Below are 14,030 nucleotides of genomic sequence, written 5' to 3'. Positions count from 1 at the left end.
GTTCCGGGACGGTCGCCCCGGAGGTCAGTCCTGCGGCGTGTAGTACGAGACCAGCTCGGCCGCCCCCGGCTCGACGCCCTTCCAGGAGCCGCTGAAGCTGAGCACGGCGATCGCCGCCGTCGGGAAGCCGCCCAGCCGCAGCCGGTTCAGCGCGTCCGGGTCGCCCGCGTCCCCCGCCAGCACCTGGGTCAGGCCCAGCACGCCGGGGTTGTGGCCGACCAGCACCACGTCCGCGTACTCCTCCGGGGTCTCCTGGAGGACGGCGATGATCTCGCCCGGGCTGGCCTCGTAGATCCGGTCCTCGTACACCGTCTTGCGGGCCCGCTTGGGCAGCTCGTGCGCCGCCAGCTTCCAGGTCTCCCGGGTGCGCAGGGCGGTGGAGCAGAGCACGAAGTCGGGGTTGATGCCGGAATCGACCAGCCAGCGGCCGGCGTCCGGGGCCTGGTGGCGGCCCCGGTCGGCCAGCGGCCGCTCGTGGTCGTCCACTCCGTTCGGCCAGTCGGCCTTGGCGTGACGGAGAACGATGATCCTGCGGGGCGTGTCGGCGCTCATACCCAGCAAGCTTGGCAGAAAAGCGGCCCGGGGGCGCGACGCTCCCGTTTGCCGCCACCCCCCGGGGTGGCGGGTGCCATCACGCCCCGTTCACCGGGGCGTCACCGGTGGTACGGCGCTGGTACGGCCTCCGGCGGGGCTGCCCGGACGGCGGCGCTGGCGGCCCTGCCGGCGGGCGTCCGGGCGGGCGGTGCGGCGGGCTCAGCCCATCGCGGTGGCGACGGTGGCGATGATCGCCACCAGCACCACGATGCCGGCGAAGAGGAGCGCGATGCGGCCGAGCTGCTTGCGGCCGTCGGTGGGGTTCGGGTCGAGAACGGGCATGTCGGGATTCTCCCACCCCGAACACGCCCGTCCCCGACGGGCCCCACCGCCTTGGTCAGGCCTTGACCTTCCCGGTCAGGCCTTGACCTGCTCGGCCTTCCCGGCCGGGAGGACGGCCTCGTCCTCGATGTGCCGGGCCCGGGCGGCGCGCAGGCCGAGCAGCATCTGCGGCACCAGCAGCAGCGCCAGGAAGCCCAGCGGCCCGTACCACTGACCGGTGGCCCCGTAGAGCCATCCGACCAGGATCGGGCCCGGGATGGACACCAGGTAGCCGATGCCCTGGGCGAAGGCGGAGAGCTGCGCGACCCCGCCGGCCGTCCGGGCGCGCAGCCCGATCATGGTCAGCACCAGCGGGAAGGCGCAGTTGGACAGGCCCAGCAGGACGGCCCAGAGCCAGGCGCCCCCGGCCGGGGCGAGCGCCAACCCGGCGTACCCGGCGATGCCGCAGCAGGCCAGCACGACCACGAACAGCCGCTGGTCACCGCGCCGGGCGGCCAGGTTGGGCAGCACGAAGGAGACCGGCACGCCGATCACCATGGTGACCGCGAGCAGCACCCCGGTGGTGCCCTCGCCGATGCCGGCGTCCTGGAAGATCTGCGACATCCAGCCCATGACCACGTACGCGCCGGTGGCCTGGAGGCCGAAGTACCCGGCCAGTGCCCAGGCGGTCCGGCTCCGGGTGATCGGCAGCCGGACGGGGGCGGCCGCGCCGCCGGCCCGCTCGCCGCGCTCCCGCTTGGCGATCAGCACCAGCAGCCAGAGCACCAGGGCGACCGCCCCCAGGACGGCCCAGACACCCAGGCCGTAGCGCCAGTCGCCGCCGAGCGACTTGGTCAGCGGCACGGTGACGGCCGCCGCCAGCGCGGTGCCGGCGGACAGTGCCATCGAGTAGAGGCCGATCATCGGCCCGACCTTGTCCGGGAAGTACCGCTTGATCACCACCGGCAGCAGCACGTTGGAGACCGCCACCCCGGCCAGGGCGAGGGCGGTGAGCAGCAGGAACACGGCAGTGCCCCCGGCGAAGGAGCGGGCCAGAACGCCCGCCGTGATGGCGCCCATGCCCGCCGTGACGACCGCGATCGGACCGATCCGGCGGGCCGCGGCGGGCGCGGCGAAGCCGAACAGCCCGAAGCACAGCGACGGGACGGCGGTGAGCAGCCCGGCGAGCGTCGGGTTCATCCCGAGGTCCTCGCGGACCTGCTTGAGCAGCGGCCCGAGGCTGGTGACCACGGGGCGCAGGTTGAAGGCGGCGGCGGCGATCGCGACGGCGAACAGCACGCCGAGGTACTTGGCGGGGGCGGGCGGCCGCTCGGCCTGCGGCCGGGCCTCGCTTCGTGGGGTGGTGGTGGTGTCTGCTGCGGGAGGCATAGGCGCCATCATAGAATGATGGGATGAATTGATGCACCTTGGAATTGGCATGATGTGCCGACCGTTCATCCACCGGCCACATCCCCCGCAGGGCCCACCCCACCCCGTAGTCGCTAGGAGTCCCCGTGGCGCTGTCCTCGCCGAGGCGCACCCCGCTGTCCGACCAGGTGATCGCGCAGCTGCGCGCCCAGATCACCTCCGGGGAGTGGCCCGTCGGCTCGCGCATCCCGACCGAGGCCGCCCTGGTCGAACAGCTCGGGGTGGCCCGCAACACCGTCCGCGAGGCCGTCCGGGCACTCGCCCACAACGGGCTGCTCGACATCCGCCAGGGCTCCGGCACGTACGTGCTGGCCACCAGCGAGCTGGCCGGGGTGATGCACCGCCGCTTCGCCGACGCCGACCAGGCGCAGGTCGCCGAGCTGCGGGCGGCACTGGAGACCTCCGCGGCCGGCCTGGCCGCCGTCCGCCGCACCGAGCGCGACCTCGGCCTGCTCGACGCCGCGCTCGAACGGCGGGAGGCCGCCTGGCGCTCCGGCGACGCCGAGGACTTTGTCCAGGCCGACGCCGCCTTCCACCACGCCGTGGTGGCCGCCGCCCACAACGACGTGCTGCTCGCCGTCTACTCCGACCTCGGCGAGGTCACCCGCGAGCACCTGCGCAACGACGTCGGCCCCGAGCTGATCGCCGAGCGCTACATCGGCCACCACACCATCCGGGACGCCATCCGGGACGGGGACGTCCAGCGCGCCTCGATCGAGGCCGGCCACGCCATCGGCGCCTGCGCGACCGCCGACTCCTGACGCTCTCCGGGGCCGGAAACGCCGCTGCCCGGCACCCCCGTGGTGGGGGTGCCGGGCAGCGGCGGAGGAACAGCCGGTCAGGCGCCGATGGCGTGCAGACCGCCGTCGACGTGGATGATCTCGCCGGTGGTCTTCGGGAACCAGTCCGACAGCAGGGCGACGACGCCGCGGCCGGCCGGCTCCGGGTCGCTCAGGTCCCACTTCAGCGGGGAGCGCTGGTTCCAGGTGTCGGCCAGGTCGCCGAAGCCCGGGATGGACTTGGCGGCCATCGAGCCGATCGGGCCCGCCGAGATCAGGTTGCAGCGGATGTCCCGCTCGCCCAGGTAGCGGGCCAGGTAGCGGTTGGTCGACTCCAGGGCGGCCTTGGCCGGGCCCATCCAGTCGTACTGCGGCCACGCGAACTGGGCGTCGAAGGTCAGGCCGACGACCGAGCCGCCGTCCTGCATCAGCGGCAGCAGCGCCATGGTGAGCGACTTCAGCGAGTACGCCGAGACGTGCATCGCGGTGGCGACGGACTCCCACGGGGTGTCCAGGAAGTTGCCGCCCAGGGCGTCCTGCGGCGCGAACCCGATCGAGTGGACGATGCCGTCCAGGGTCGGCAGGGTCTCGCGGACCTGCTCGGCGATGCCGGCCAGGTCCTCCGGGCTGGAGACGTCCAGCGACAGGACCTTGACCGGCTTCGGCAGCTTCTTGGCGATGCGCTCGGTCAGGCTCGGGCGGGGGAAGGCGGTGAGGATGATCTCGGCGCCCTGCTCCTGGGCCAGCCGGGCGGTGTGGAAGGCGATGGAGGACTCCATCAGCACACCGGTGATCAGGATCCGCTTGCCCTCGAGGATTCCACTCATGATCAGTGACCCAAACCCAATCCGCCGTCGACGGGAATGACGGCTCCGGTGATGTACGCGGCCTCGTCCGAACCGAGGAACCGCACGGTGGACGCGACCTCGGCGGGCGCCGCGTAACGGCCCAGCGGCACGTCCGAGACGATCTCCGCGCGGCGCTCGTCGCTGAGCACGGCGGTCATGTCGGTGTCGACGAAGCCGGGGGCGACCACGTTGACGGTGATGTTGCGCGGACCGAGCTCGCGCGCCAGGGAGCGGGCGAAGCCCACCAGGCCGGCCTTGGAGGCGGCGTAGTTGGCCTGGCCCGGCGAGCCGGAGAGGCCCACCACGGAGGAGATCAGCACCACGCGGCCCTTCTTGGCCCGCATCATCAGCTTCGACGCGCGCTTGACCACCCGGAAGGTGCCGGTCAGGTTGGTGTCCACGACGGAGGTGAAGTCCTCCTCGGACATCCGCAGCAGCAGCGTGTCCTTGGTGATGCCCGCGTTGGCGACCAGCACCTCGACCGCGCCGTGCTTCTGCTCGATCTCGGTGAAGGCGGCGTCCACCTGCCCGGCGTCCGTGATGTCGCAGCGCACCGCGAGGACGTTGTACTTGGCGAGGGCCTCGGGCACCTCACCCGAACGGCTGGTGATGGCCACCTTGTCGCCTGCTTCGGCGAAGGCCTGGGCGATCGCGAGGCCGATGCCCCGGTTTCCTCCGGTGACGAGAACCGAGCGGCTCAACGATCCACCTCTCTCCGTGTGTGGCACGTACGTCGGAATGCGTACGCAGTGTGACGCTATCGGGCGGTCGGCGGCGGCGGCGAATCGAGCTCCCACAGCGCAGCACCAGAGGAACTGTCGCAATCCGACAATCCGCACCCGCAGCATCCGGTGCCTCCCGGCCGTCCGCCGCAGGCCGGAGCCCCGCCGCGAAAGGGGCCGCTGTACGGGAACAACGTGGGCGGGCGTGCCCGTTGCCCCCGTGGTGCGGGCCGACCCCGGGGCCGGACGTACCCTTCCCCCGAAGAGTCCCGGCGAGGATACGAAGGCAGGGCGCATGACCAAGGCACGGCCCGGGAGCACCCCCGGACGCGGACGACTGCTCGCCCTCACCGCCCTGGCGGCGGGTCTGGGCGCGACCGCCTGGGCGCTGCGCGACCTGCCCGCGGCGTTCGGACGCCGCCCGGACGGCGAGCGCGAGGAGCGGGTGCGCGACTCCCCGCAGTACCGCGACGGCGTCTTCCACAACGCCCCCTCCACCCTCGCCCGGCCCGGCGCCACCCCCGACTTCGACCGGGACACCGTCCGCCGGATGCTCTTCCAGCGCGAGGGCCGTGTCCCGGCCCACCCGGTGCCCACCGTCCGCCCCGCCGCCTCCCCGGGCACGGCCGCCGAGGGCGTGGAGATCACCTGGTACGGCCACGCCTCCGCGCTGGTGGAGATCGAGGGCTCGCGCGTGCTGCTCGACCCGATCTGGAGCGACCGCTGCTCCCCCGCCGCCCACCTCGGCCCCAAGCGGCTGCACCCGGTCCCGGTCGAGCTGGAGGAGCTTCCGCCGGTCGACGCGGTGCTGATCTCGCACGACCACTACGACCACCTCGACATGGCGACCGTCAAGCGCCTGGTGCGCAGCCAGTCCGCGCCCTTCGCGGTGCCGCTCGGCATCGGCGGCCACCTGCGCCGCTGGGGCGTCCCCGAGCACCGGATCATCGAGCTGGACTGGGACGAGACCTGCACCCTGGGCGAGCTCGTCCTCACCCTCACCTCCGCGCACCACTTCTCCGGCCGCGGCCTGACCCGCAACACCACCCTGTGGGGCTCCTGGGTGATCGCGGGCCCGACCCGCAAGGTCTTCTACACCGGCGACTCCGGCTACTTCGAGGGCTACGCCAGGATCGGCGCGCAGCACGGCCCCTTCGACGCCGCGCTGGTGCAGATCGGCGCCTACGACGCCGCCTGGCCGGACATCCACATGACCCCCGAGGACGCCGTCCTCGCCCACCGGGACCTCACCGCCGGACTGCTGGTGCCGGTCCACTGGTGCACCTTCAACCTGGGCCTGCACCCGTGGGCCGAGCCGATCGAACGGCTGCTCAAGGAGGCCAAGGCCCAGGCCGTCCCGCTGGCCGTGCCGCGCCCCGGCGAGCGGATCGACGTGGACAACCCGCCGGAGCTGGACGGCTGGTGGGAGTCCGTCTCCTGACGGATCTCGACAAGCCCCGACAAGCCCCGAAAAGCCCCGACTAGCCCTGACTAGCCCTGACAGGCTCCGACAAGCCCCGACAGGCCCTGACCGACCTGGCCGAAAACCGCGACGCAGCAGGCGAAATGCGCTGGCCGGAAACCCGGTGGACGGGAAATGATGCGGTGCGGACGCCCCTGTGGCTCCGCACCGCCACCCTCCGCGACCTGGGAGCCCGATTGCCTCCGATCCCTCCGGCCGACAGCGCCGGCGCCCCGCACGGGCGCGCCGTCGACCCGCTGTTCCTCGCCCTCCCGCTGCGTACCCTCGCCGACGCCGCCCTCGCCCGGGCCCGCGAACTCGGCGCGAGCCACGCCGACTTCCGCCTGGAGCGGGTCCGCAGCGCCTCCTGGCGGCTGCGCGACGCCCGTCCGGCCGGCACCTCCGACAGCGTGCAGCTGGGCTTCGCCGTCCGGGTGCTGCTGGACGGCGCCTGGGGCTTCGCCGCCGGGGTGGACCTCACTCCCGAGGCCGCGGCGAAGGTCGCCGCCCAGGCCGTCGCGGTGGCCCGGCTCTCCGGCGGGATCAGCCGGGCGGCCGGCTCCGCCGAGCGGGTCGAGCTGGCCGACGAGCCCGTCCACCGGGACGTCACCTGGGTCTCCGCGTACGAGGTCAACCCCTTCGAGGTGCCGGACGCCGACAAGACCGCGCTGCTCGCCGAGCGCAGCGCCCGGTTGCTGGCCGCCCCGGGCGTCTCGCACGTCCAGGCGGCCCTGCTGACGGTGCAGGAGAACAAGTTCTACGCCGACACCGCGGGCACCGTGACGACCCAGCAGCGGATCCGGCTCTACTCCGACCTGGAGGCCACCTCGGTCGACGAGCGCACCGGCGCCTTCGACTCGATGCGCACCCTGGCCCCGCCGGTCGGCCGCGGCTATGAGTTCCTCACGGGGCTCCGGGGGTCGTCCCCCGAGGGACGGAGCCCGGCCGGCGGCGAGTGGGACTGGGACGCCGAGATCGCCGAACTGCCCGTCCTGCTGGCCGAGAAGATGAAGGCCCCGAGCGTCCGCCCGGGCCGCTACGACCTGGTCATCGACCCGTCCAACCTCTGGCTGACCATCCACGAGTCGATCGGCCACGCCACCGAGCTGGACCGCGCGCTCGGCTACGAGGCCGCCTACGCCGGCACCTCCTTCGCCACCTTCGACCAGCTCGGCAGCCTGCGCTACGGCTCCGACCTGATGCACGTCACCGGCGACCGCACCGCCGAGCACGGCCTGTCCACCATCGGCTACGACGACGAGGGCGTCGCCACCCAGTCCTGGGACCTGATCCGGGACGGCGTCCTGGTCGGCTACCAACTCGACCGCGGCATGGCCAAGTTGAAGGGCTTCGAGCGCTCCAACGGCTGCGCCTTCGCGGACTCCCCCGCGCACGTCCCGGTGCAGCGGATGGCCAACGTCTCGCTGCAGCCCGCCGCCGACGGCCCGGACACCGAGGGCCTGTTCGCCGGGGTGGAGAACGGCCTGTACATCGTCGGCGACCGCTCCTGGTCGATCGACATGCAGCGCTACAACTTCCAGTTCACCGGCCAGCGCGCCTACGCCATCAAGGACGGCGAACTCGCCGGCCAGGTCAAGGACTTCGCCTACCAGGCCACCACCACCGACTTCTGGGGCTCGATGGCGGCGGTCGGCGGCCCGCAGACCTACGTCCTCGGCGGCGCCTTCAACTGCGGCAAGGCGCAGCCCGGCCAGATCGCGGCGGTCAGCCACGGCTGCCCGTCGGCGCTGTTCCGCAACGTCAACGTGCTCAACACCCAGCAGGAGGCGGGTCACTGATGACCGCGATGCAGCCCCACGAACTCGTCGAGCTGGCCCTCGGCCTCTCCCGCGCCGACGGCTGCGTGGTGATCGCCGACGAGGAGTCCACCGCCAACCTGCGCTGGGCCGGCAACGCCCTGACCACCAACGGCGTCACCCGCGGACGCCGCCTCACCGTGATCGCCACCGTGGCCGGCGCCGAGGGCACCGCCTCCGGCGTGGTCTCCCGCGAGGCCGTCACCGCGGCGGACGTCGAGGGCCTGGTCCGGGCCGCCGAGGATGCCGCCCGCGCGGCCGGCCCGGCCGAGGACGCCCAGCCGCTGCTCGACGGCCGGCCGGCCTCCCCGGACTTCACGGAGCCGCCCGCGGAAACCTCCATCGAGGTGTTCGAGGCCTTCGGCCCGGCCCTCGGCGAGGCCTTCGCCCGCGCCGCCGCCCAGGGCGAGCTGCTCTACGGCTTCGCCCGGCACGAGGTCACCACCAGCTACCTGGGCAGCTCCACCGGCCTGCGGCTGCGCCACGACCAGCCCACCGGGATGGTCGAGATCAACGGCAAGACCGCCGACCTCACCGGCTCGGCCTGGGTCGGCGCCGCCACCCGGGACTTCACCGACATCGACGTCCCCGCCCTGCACGCCGAGCTCACCAAGCGGCTCGGCTGGGGCGCCCGCAAGGTCGACCTGCCGGCCGGGCGCTACGAGACGCTGCTGCCGCCCTCGGCCGTCGCCGACCTGATGATCTACCTCCACTGGTCCTCCGGCGGCCGGGACGCCCACGAGGGCCGGACGGTCTTCTCCCGGCCCGGCGGCGGCACCCGGCTCGGCGAGAAGCTCGCCCCGCTGCCGCTGACCCTGCGCGCCGACCCGGGCGAACCCGGCTTGGAGGCCGCCCCGTTCGTGCTGGCGCACCGCACCGGCGGCGACGTCTCGGTCTTCGACAACGGCGCGCCGATCGCCGCCACCGACTGGATCCACGAGGGCGTGCTGACCGAGCTGATCACCAGCCGCCACGCGGCCGCCCTCACCGGCCTGCCGCTGCGCCCGGCGGTCGACAACCTGGTGCTGGAGACGCCGGACCAGGAGTCCGCGCCGACCCTGGACGAGATGATCGCCCGCACCGAGCGCGGCCTGCTGCTCACCTGCCTCTGGTACATCCGCGAGGTGGACCCGGCGACGCTGCTGCTCACCGGTCTCACCCGGGACGGCGTCTACCTGGTGGAGAACGGCGAAGTGGTCGGCGCGGTCAACAACTTCCGGTTCAACGAGTCCCCGGTCGACCTGCTCGGCCGGATCACCGAGGCGGGCCGCACCGAACGCTGCCTGCCCCGCGAGTGGAGCGACTACTTCACCCGCACCGCGATGCCACCCGTGCGTGTCGCGGACTTCAACATGAGTTCGGTCAGCCAGGCCTCATAGCCGCCGGCCGACGGGGGGATACCAAGAACATGATGGACGAGAAGCGGCTGGTCAAGACGAGCAAGATGCTGTCCCGCATCCTGCGGCACGACCCCGACCGGGTCGGCATCACGCTGGACGACGCCGGCTGGGTCCGGATCGACGTGCTGCTCACCGCGCTGGCGGCCAAGGGCAACCGGCTGTCCCGGCCCGACCTGGACCACGTCGTGGCCACCAACAACAAGCGGCGCTTCGGCTACTCGCCGGACGGCCTCTCGATCCGCGCCAACCAGGGCCACACGGTGGCGGTCGACCTCGGTCTGGCCGCCACCGTGCCGCCGCCGGTGCTCTACCACGGCACCGCCGACCGCCACCTGGCGTCGATCTTCCGCGAGGGGCTGCGCCCGATGGCCCGCCAGGACGTGCACCTGTCGGCGGAGACCGAGACGGCCACCCGGGTCGGCGCCCGGCACGGCCGCCCGGTCGTGCTCACCGTGAACGCGGCCGCGATGGCCGCGGCCGGCCACGAGTTCCGGCTCAGCGAGAACGGCGTCTGGCTCACCGACGCCGTCCCCCCGCAGTACCTCTCCCGACGCTCCTAGAGCATTTGGGGCCTGTTGGCCCCGTATCACGCCCGACCGGGTGGGCCCCGCCCACCCGGTCTCGTCGTCCCCTGCCCCCGGGCGTACCGTGAGGAGGCCGCGCGGAACGGCGCGCGGATGCCTGGACGAGGGCGGTTGGACACATGGGCAAGAGCGCCGACGGCGGACGGATCTACCGGATCACGGGGGCGCGCAGCAGCCTCTCCGAGGACGTCCGGGGGCGCCAGCGCCGCTACGTCATCTCGATGCTGCTCCGCACCGTCTGCGTGCTGCTCGCGGTGGTGCTGTGGAACGTCGAGCGCTGGCTCGCCCTCGCCGCTCTGGCGGGCGGCGTGCTGCTGCCGTACTTCGCGGTACTGATCGCCAACGCGGGCCGGGAGCGCGCGCCGGGACTCCCCAGCACCTTCGACTTCCCGGCCGACACCCCCCTGATGCTCGGCCCCGGTGGTACGGGTGGGGCTGGTGCGGCCACTGGTACAGGACAGGCAAAGACCTCGGCGACCGAAACGTCACCGGGCACGGACTGACCGTCCGATTTACGGGGGTTGAGCCAGAATCGGCTCGACGAAAGCTCAAAAGAAGCTCAGATTAATCATGCAAGACCTCCCCATCCGAGGCTCTCGGCGTGACATACTGCGTACGCGCTCCGCATCCCCCGTCGGAGCGACGGACCGACGCCGGGCGGCTCCCCCCGTGGCTGCCCGGCGTCGCCATGCCCGGATCCGGGCAGGCCGGGCCGGCGTGACAGACTGGCGGTGACGACGCACCCGCCGAGCACCGAGGACGGCCCCCGATGGAGACCCCGCAGACCCCGATCTGCTCCGCCAAGGGCTGCCGGGCCGACGCCCACTGGGTGCTGGTGTGGAACAACCCGAAGCTGCACACCCCGGACCGCCGCAAGACCTGGCTCGCCTGCGAGGAGCACCGCGAGCACCTGTCCCAGTTCCTGGGCGTGCGCGGCTTCCTCAAGGAGGTCGTCGCCTTCGCCGACTGGACCCCGGAGGAGTCGGCCTCCTAGCCGCCGATCGCCGACATCGGCCGCTCGGGCTGGTGGAACTCCGGGTCGTCGATCCCGGCCCCGGCCTTCTTGCCCCACATCGCCGCCCGCCACAGCGCGGCCAGCTCCGCGTCGTCCGCCCCCGAGCGCAGCGCGGTGCGCAGGTCGGTCTCCCCGGTCGCGAACAGGCAGTTGCGCACCTGCCCGTCGGCGGTCAGCCTGGTGCGGTCGCAGGCCCGGCAGAACGGCCGGGTGACGGAGGCGATCACGCCGACCCGACCGACCCCGCCGTCCACCACCCAGCGCTCGGCGGGCGCCGCGCCCCGGCTCGCGGACGGCTCCGGGGTGAGTGCGAAGCGGGCCCGCAGCAGGTCCAGGATCTCCCCCGCGGTGACCATCGACGAGCGGTCCCAGCCGTGCTGGGCGTCCAGCGGCATCTGCTCGATGAAGCGCAGCTCGTAGTTCCGCTCCAGGCACCAGGCCAGCAGGTCGGCCGCCTCGTGGTCGTTGACCCCGCGCATCAGCACGGCGTTCAGCTTCACCGGCGCCAGCCCGGCCGCCTCGGCGGCGGCCAGCCCGTCCAGCACGTCCTGGTGGCGCCGGCGGCGGGTGAGGGTGAAGAACACCTCGGGGTCGAGGGTGTCCAGCGAGACGTTGACCCGGTCCAGTCCGGCCTCGCGCAGCGCCGTCGCGGTGCGGGCCAGCCCGATGCCGTTGGTGGTCAGCGACAGTTCGGGGCGCGGCTCCAGCTCGGAGCAGGCGGCGACGACCGCGACCAGCCCGGGGCGCAGCAGCGGCTCACCGCCGGTGAAGCGGACCTCCCGCACGCCCAGGTCGCGCACGGCCAGGGTGACCAGCCGGACGATCTCCTCGTCGGTCAGCAGATCGGGCTTGGCCAGCCACTGCAGCCCTTCCTCCGGCATGCAGTAGGTGCAGCGGAGGTTGCACCGGTCGGTGAGGGAGACCCGCAGGTCGACGGCGCGTCGTCCGAAGGAGTCGAGCAGCACGTGCGTCCCTTCCCGAAAAGCAGCCGGCCCGGCCACCGTCGCGGCGGGGGCCGGGCCAGCATAGTCATGCGGATCGATCAGTGGGCGCCCAGCCCGGTCAGCGAGCGGACCTCCAGTTCAGCGTACTTCGCCGGGTCCGGACGCTCCTTGGACAGCAGGGTGCCGAGCCAGCCGGCCAGGAAACCGATCGGGATGGACACCAGGCCGGGGTTCTCCAGCGGGAACCAGTGGAAGTCGGCGTCCGGGAAGAGCGACTTCGCGCTCCCGGACAGCACCGGGGAGAACACCACCAGCACCACCGAGGAGATCAGGCCCGCGTAGACCGAGCTGACCGCGCCGGCGGTGGTGAAGCGCTTCCAGAACAGCGAGTAGAGCAGGGTCGGCAGGTTGGCGGAGGCGGCCACCGCGAAGGCCAGCGCGACCAGGGCCGCGGTGCTGAGCTTGCCCGCGTAGAGGCTGAGCACGATGGAGACGGCGCCGATCCCGACGGCGGCCCACTTCGCGGACCGCACCTCCTCCTTCTCGCTCACCTTCCCGCGCCGGATCACGTTGGCATACAGATCGTGCGCGAAGGAGGCCGAGGAGGCCAGGGTGAGGCCGGCGACCACGGCGAGGATGGTGGCGAAGGCGACCGCCGAGATCACCGCGAGCATGATCGCCCCGCCGGTGGTGCCGGCCCCGCCGCCGAGCTGCTCGGCGAGCAGGGGCGCCGCCGTGTTGCCGGAGGGCGTCTTGCCCTCGACGGCCACCATGCCGCTGCGGCCGACCAGCGCGGCCGCGCCGAAGCCGAGCGCCAGGGTCATCAGATAGAAGACGCCGATGATGCCGATCGCCCAGAGCACGGACTTCCGGGCCGTCTTGGCGGTGGGGACGGTGTAGAAGCGGACCAGGATGTGCGGCAGGCCGGCGGTGCCGAGGACCAGCGCGATCCCCAGGCTGATGAAGTCGAGCTTGGAGGTGTCGGTGGCCCCGTACTTCAGCCCCGGTTCGAGGAAGGCCGCGCCCTTGCCGCTCGCGGAGGCGGCCGCGCCGAGCAGCTCCGAGGGGTTGAAGTGGTACTTGGCGAGCACCAGGACGGTCATCAGTGCGGCGCCGGCGATCAGCAGCACGGCCTTGACGATCTGCACCCAGGTGGTGCCCTTCATGCCCCCTATCACCACGTAGATGATCATCAGTGCGCCGACCGCGAGGATGGTCCAGCGCTTGGCCCCCTCCCCGGTGACCCCCAGCAGCAGCGCCACCAGGGCTCCGGCGCCGACCATCTGGGCGAGCAGGTAGAAGATCGAGACCACGATGGTGGAGATCCCGGCCGCGGTGCGCACCGGGCGCTGGCGCATCCGGAACGCGAGCACGTCCGCCATGGTGAACCGGCCGGAGTTGCGCAGCGGTTCGGCGATCAGCAGCAGCGCGACCAGCCAGGCCACCAGGAAGCCGATCGAGTACAGGAAGCCGTCGTACCCGGTGAGCGCGATGATCCCGGCGATGCCGAGGAAGGACGCGGCCGACATGTAGTCGCCGGAGATCGCCAGGCCGTTCTGGAAGCCGGTGAAGCCGCGGCCGCCGGCGTAGAAGTCGGCGGCGCTGCGGTTCTGCCGCCCGGCCCAGACGGTGATGACCAGGGTGGCCACCACGAAGAGCCCGAACAAGGACATGATCAGACCGCGGTGCTCCGTGGCGGAGCTGGCAAGCGGTGTCATTCGGCGGACTCCCGGGGGGCGTGGACGACGGCGCCGTGGGCCTCGCGGATCGCGGCGGCGGGCGGGTCGATCCGCCGGTCCGCATAGCGGGCGTACCAGGCGGCGATGACGAAGGTGGTGGCGAACTGGAGCAGCCCGAGCACCAGGGCCACGTTGATGTTCCCGACGACCTTGGTGCCCATCAGTCCGGGGGCGTAGCAGGAGAGCAGTACGTAGAGCAGGTACCAGAGCACGAAGCCGATGGTGACCGGGAAGGCGAAGCTCCGGAACGAGCGCCGCAGGGTACGGAACTCCTCGCTGTCATCGATGAGTTGGACTTCCGTAGCGGTAGTGGTGATCGGCGGCGAATCCACTCTGTCTCCTCACTCCTTCGGCGTAGCGGTCGCACGGGGGGACGATTCGAACGTGAGGGGCGTCACATTCCTCGTGCGCGCCGCGCAATGCTAGGAGCGTCGTGC

General features: G+C 72.5%; 15 protein-coding genes. 7 read left to right on the top strand and 8 right to left on the bottom strand.

From position 1 onward, the window contains the following. Positions 1-24: 24 nt before the first annotated feature. The 3 genes from ABTY61_RS22395 to ABTY61_RS22385 all read right to left on the bottom strand — a co-directional run bounded on the left by ABTY61_RS22395 (position 25) and on the right by ABTY61_RS22385 (position 2,244). The gene (locus ABTY61_RS22395; RefSeq protein ID WP_350506790.1) at positions 25-552 is read right to left on the bottom strand and encodes a SixA phosphatase family protein; all 528 of its coding nucleotides are present in this window, start codon (positions 550-552) and stop codon (positions 25-27) included. 201 nt (positions 553-753) lie between these two features. Next, on the bottom strand, positions 754-876 hold the full coding sequence (locus tag ABTY61_RS22390; protein WP_350506789.1) for an SGM_5486 family transporter-associated protein: 123 nt from the start codon (positions 874-876) through the stop codon (positions 754-756). A gap of 75 nt (positions 877-951) precedes the next feature. Further along, complete coding sequence (locus ABTY61_RS22385) at positions 952-2,244, bottom strand: CynX/NimT family MFS transporter (RefSeq protein ID WP_350506788.1); 1,293 nt, start codon at positions 2,242-2,244, stop codon at positions 952-954. 125 nt (positions 2,245-2,369) lie between these two features. Between ABTY61_RS22385 and ABTY61_RS22380 the strand changes: the two genes are divergently transcribed. Further along, positions 2,370-3,044: a FadR/GntR family transcriptional regulator gene (locus ABTY61_RS22380; protein WP_350506787.1), complete on the top strand. Its 675-nt coding sequence runs from the start codon at positions 2,370-2,372 to the stop codon at positions 3,042-3,044. Between the two features lie 77 nt (positions 3,045-3,121). Here ABTY61_RS22380 and fabI read toward each other — a convergent pair whose 3' ends face one another. Together fabI and fabG are read right to left on the bottom strand one after the other, a co-directional pair. Continuing rightward, entirely contained in the window at positions 3,122-3,889 is a 768-nt protein-coding gene (fabI, locus tag ABTY61_RS22375; RefSeq protein WP_350506786.1) for an enoyl-ACP reductase FabI, read from the bottom strand. A 2-nt stretch (positions 3,890-3,891) separates the two neighbouring features. Continuing rightward, the gene (fabG, locus tag ABTY61_RS22370) at positions 3,892-4,611 is read right to left on the bottom strand and encodes a 3-oxoacyl-[acyl-carrier-protein] reductase (RefSeq protein WP_350506785.1); all 720 of its coding nucleotides are present in this window, start codon (positions 4,609-4,611) and stop codon (positions 3,892-3,894) included. Between the two features lie 316 nt (positions 4,612-4,927). Here fabG and ABTY61_RS22365 point away from each other — a divergent pair, with 316 nt between their 5' ends. The 6 genes from ABTY61_RS22365 to ABTY61_RS22340 all read left to right on the top strand — a co-directional run bounded on the left by ABTY61_RS22365 (position 4,928) and on the right by ABTY61_RS22340 (position 10,889). Then, positions 4,928-6,073, top strand: a complete 1,146-nt coding sequence (locus tag ABTY61_RS22365) for an MBL fold metallo-hydrolase (RefSeq protein ID WP_350506784.1) — start codon at positions 4,928-4,930, stop codon at positions 6,071-6,073. A gap of 227 nt (positions 6,074-6,300) precedes the next feature. After that, on the top strand, positions 6,301-7,893 hold the full coding sequence (locus ABTY61_RS22360) for a TldD/PmbA family protein (protein WP_502895399.1): 1,593 nt from the start codon (positions 6,301-6,303) through the stop codon (positions 7,891-7,893). Continuing rightward, a complete protein-coding gene (locus ABTY61_RS22355) occupies positions 7,893-9,290 on the top strand; it encodes a metallopeptidase TldD-related protein (protein ID WP_350506783.1) in 1,398 nt (465 codons plus the stop codon). The genes ABTY61_RS22360 and ABTY61_RS22355 overlap by 1 nt, the downstream gene beginning before the upstream one ends. A 32-nt stretch (positions 9,291-9,322) precedes the next feature. Next, positions 9,323-9,871: an RNA 2'-phosphotransferase gene (locus ABTY61_RS22350; protein ID WP_350506810.1), complete on the top strand. Its 549-nt coding sequence runs from the start codon at positions 9,323-9,325 to the stop codon at positions 9,869-9,871. A 143-nt stretch (positions 9,872-10,014) separates the two neighbouring features. Further along, positions 10,015-10,398: a DUF3099 domain-containing protein gene (locus ABTY61_RS22345; RefSeq protein WP_350506782.1), complete on the top strand. Its 384-nt coding sequence runs from the start codon at positions 10,015-10,017 to the stop codon at positions 10,396-10,398. 266 nt (positions 10,399-10,664) lie between these two features. Then, entirely contained in the window at positions 10,665-10,889 is a 225-nt protein-coding gene (locus ABTY61_RS22340) for a hypothetical protein (RefSeq protein ID WP_350506781.1), read from the top strand. On the opposite strand, the gene moaA is transcribed toward ABTY61_RS22340, so the two are convergent. The 3 genes from moaA to ABTY61_RS22325 all read right to left on the bottom strand — a co-directional run bounded on the left by moaA (position 10,886) and on the right by ABTY61_RS22325 (position 13,925). Further along, a complete protein-coding gene (gene moaA / locus ABTY61_RS22335) occupies positions 10,886-11,875 on the bottom strand; it encodes a GTP 3',8-cyclase MoaA (protein ID WP_350506780.1) in 990 nt (329 codons plus the stop codon). The two genes, ABTY61_RS22340 and moaA, sit on opposite strands and share 4 nt — an antisense overlap. A 77-nt stretch (positions 11,876-11,952) precedes the next feature. Then, the gene (locus ABTY61_RS22330; protein ID WP_350506779.1) at positions 11,953-13,572 is read right to left on the bottom strand and encodes a monocarboxylic acid transporter; all 1,620 of its coding nucleotides are present in this window, start codon (positions 13,570-13,572) and stop codon (positions 11,953-11,955) included. After that, a complete protein-coding gene (locus tag ABTY61_RS22325) occupies positions 13,569-13,925 on the bottom strand; it encodes a DUF485 domain-containing protein (protein WP_350506778.1) in 357 nt (118 codons plus the stop codon). Before ABTY61_RS22325 ends, ABTY61_RS22330 begins: the two co-directional genes overlap by 4 nt. Positions 13,926-14,030: the final 105 nt, after the last annotated feature.

This window comes from Kitasatospora sp. NPDC096128, from assembly GCF_040303105.1.
Taxonomy (GTDB): Bacteria; Actinomycetota; Actinomycetes; order Streptomycetales; family Streptomycetaceae; genus Kitasatospora.
The sequence above is the reverse complement of the archived record's forward strand: the minus strand, read 5'-3'. Positions and strand labels throughout refer to the sequence as shown.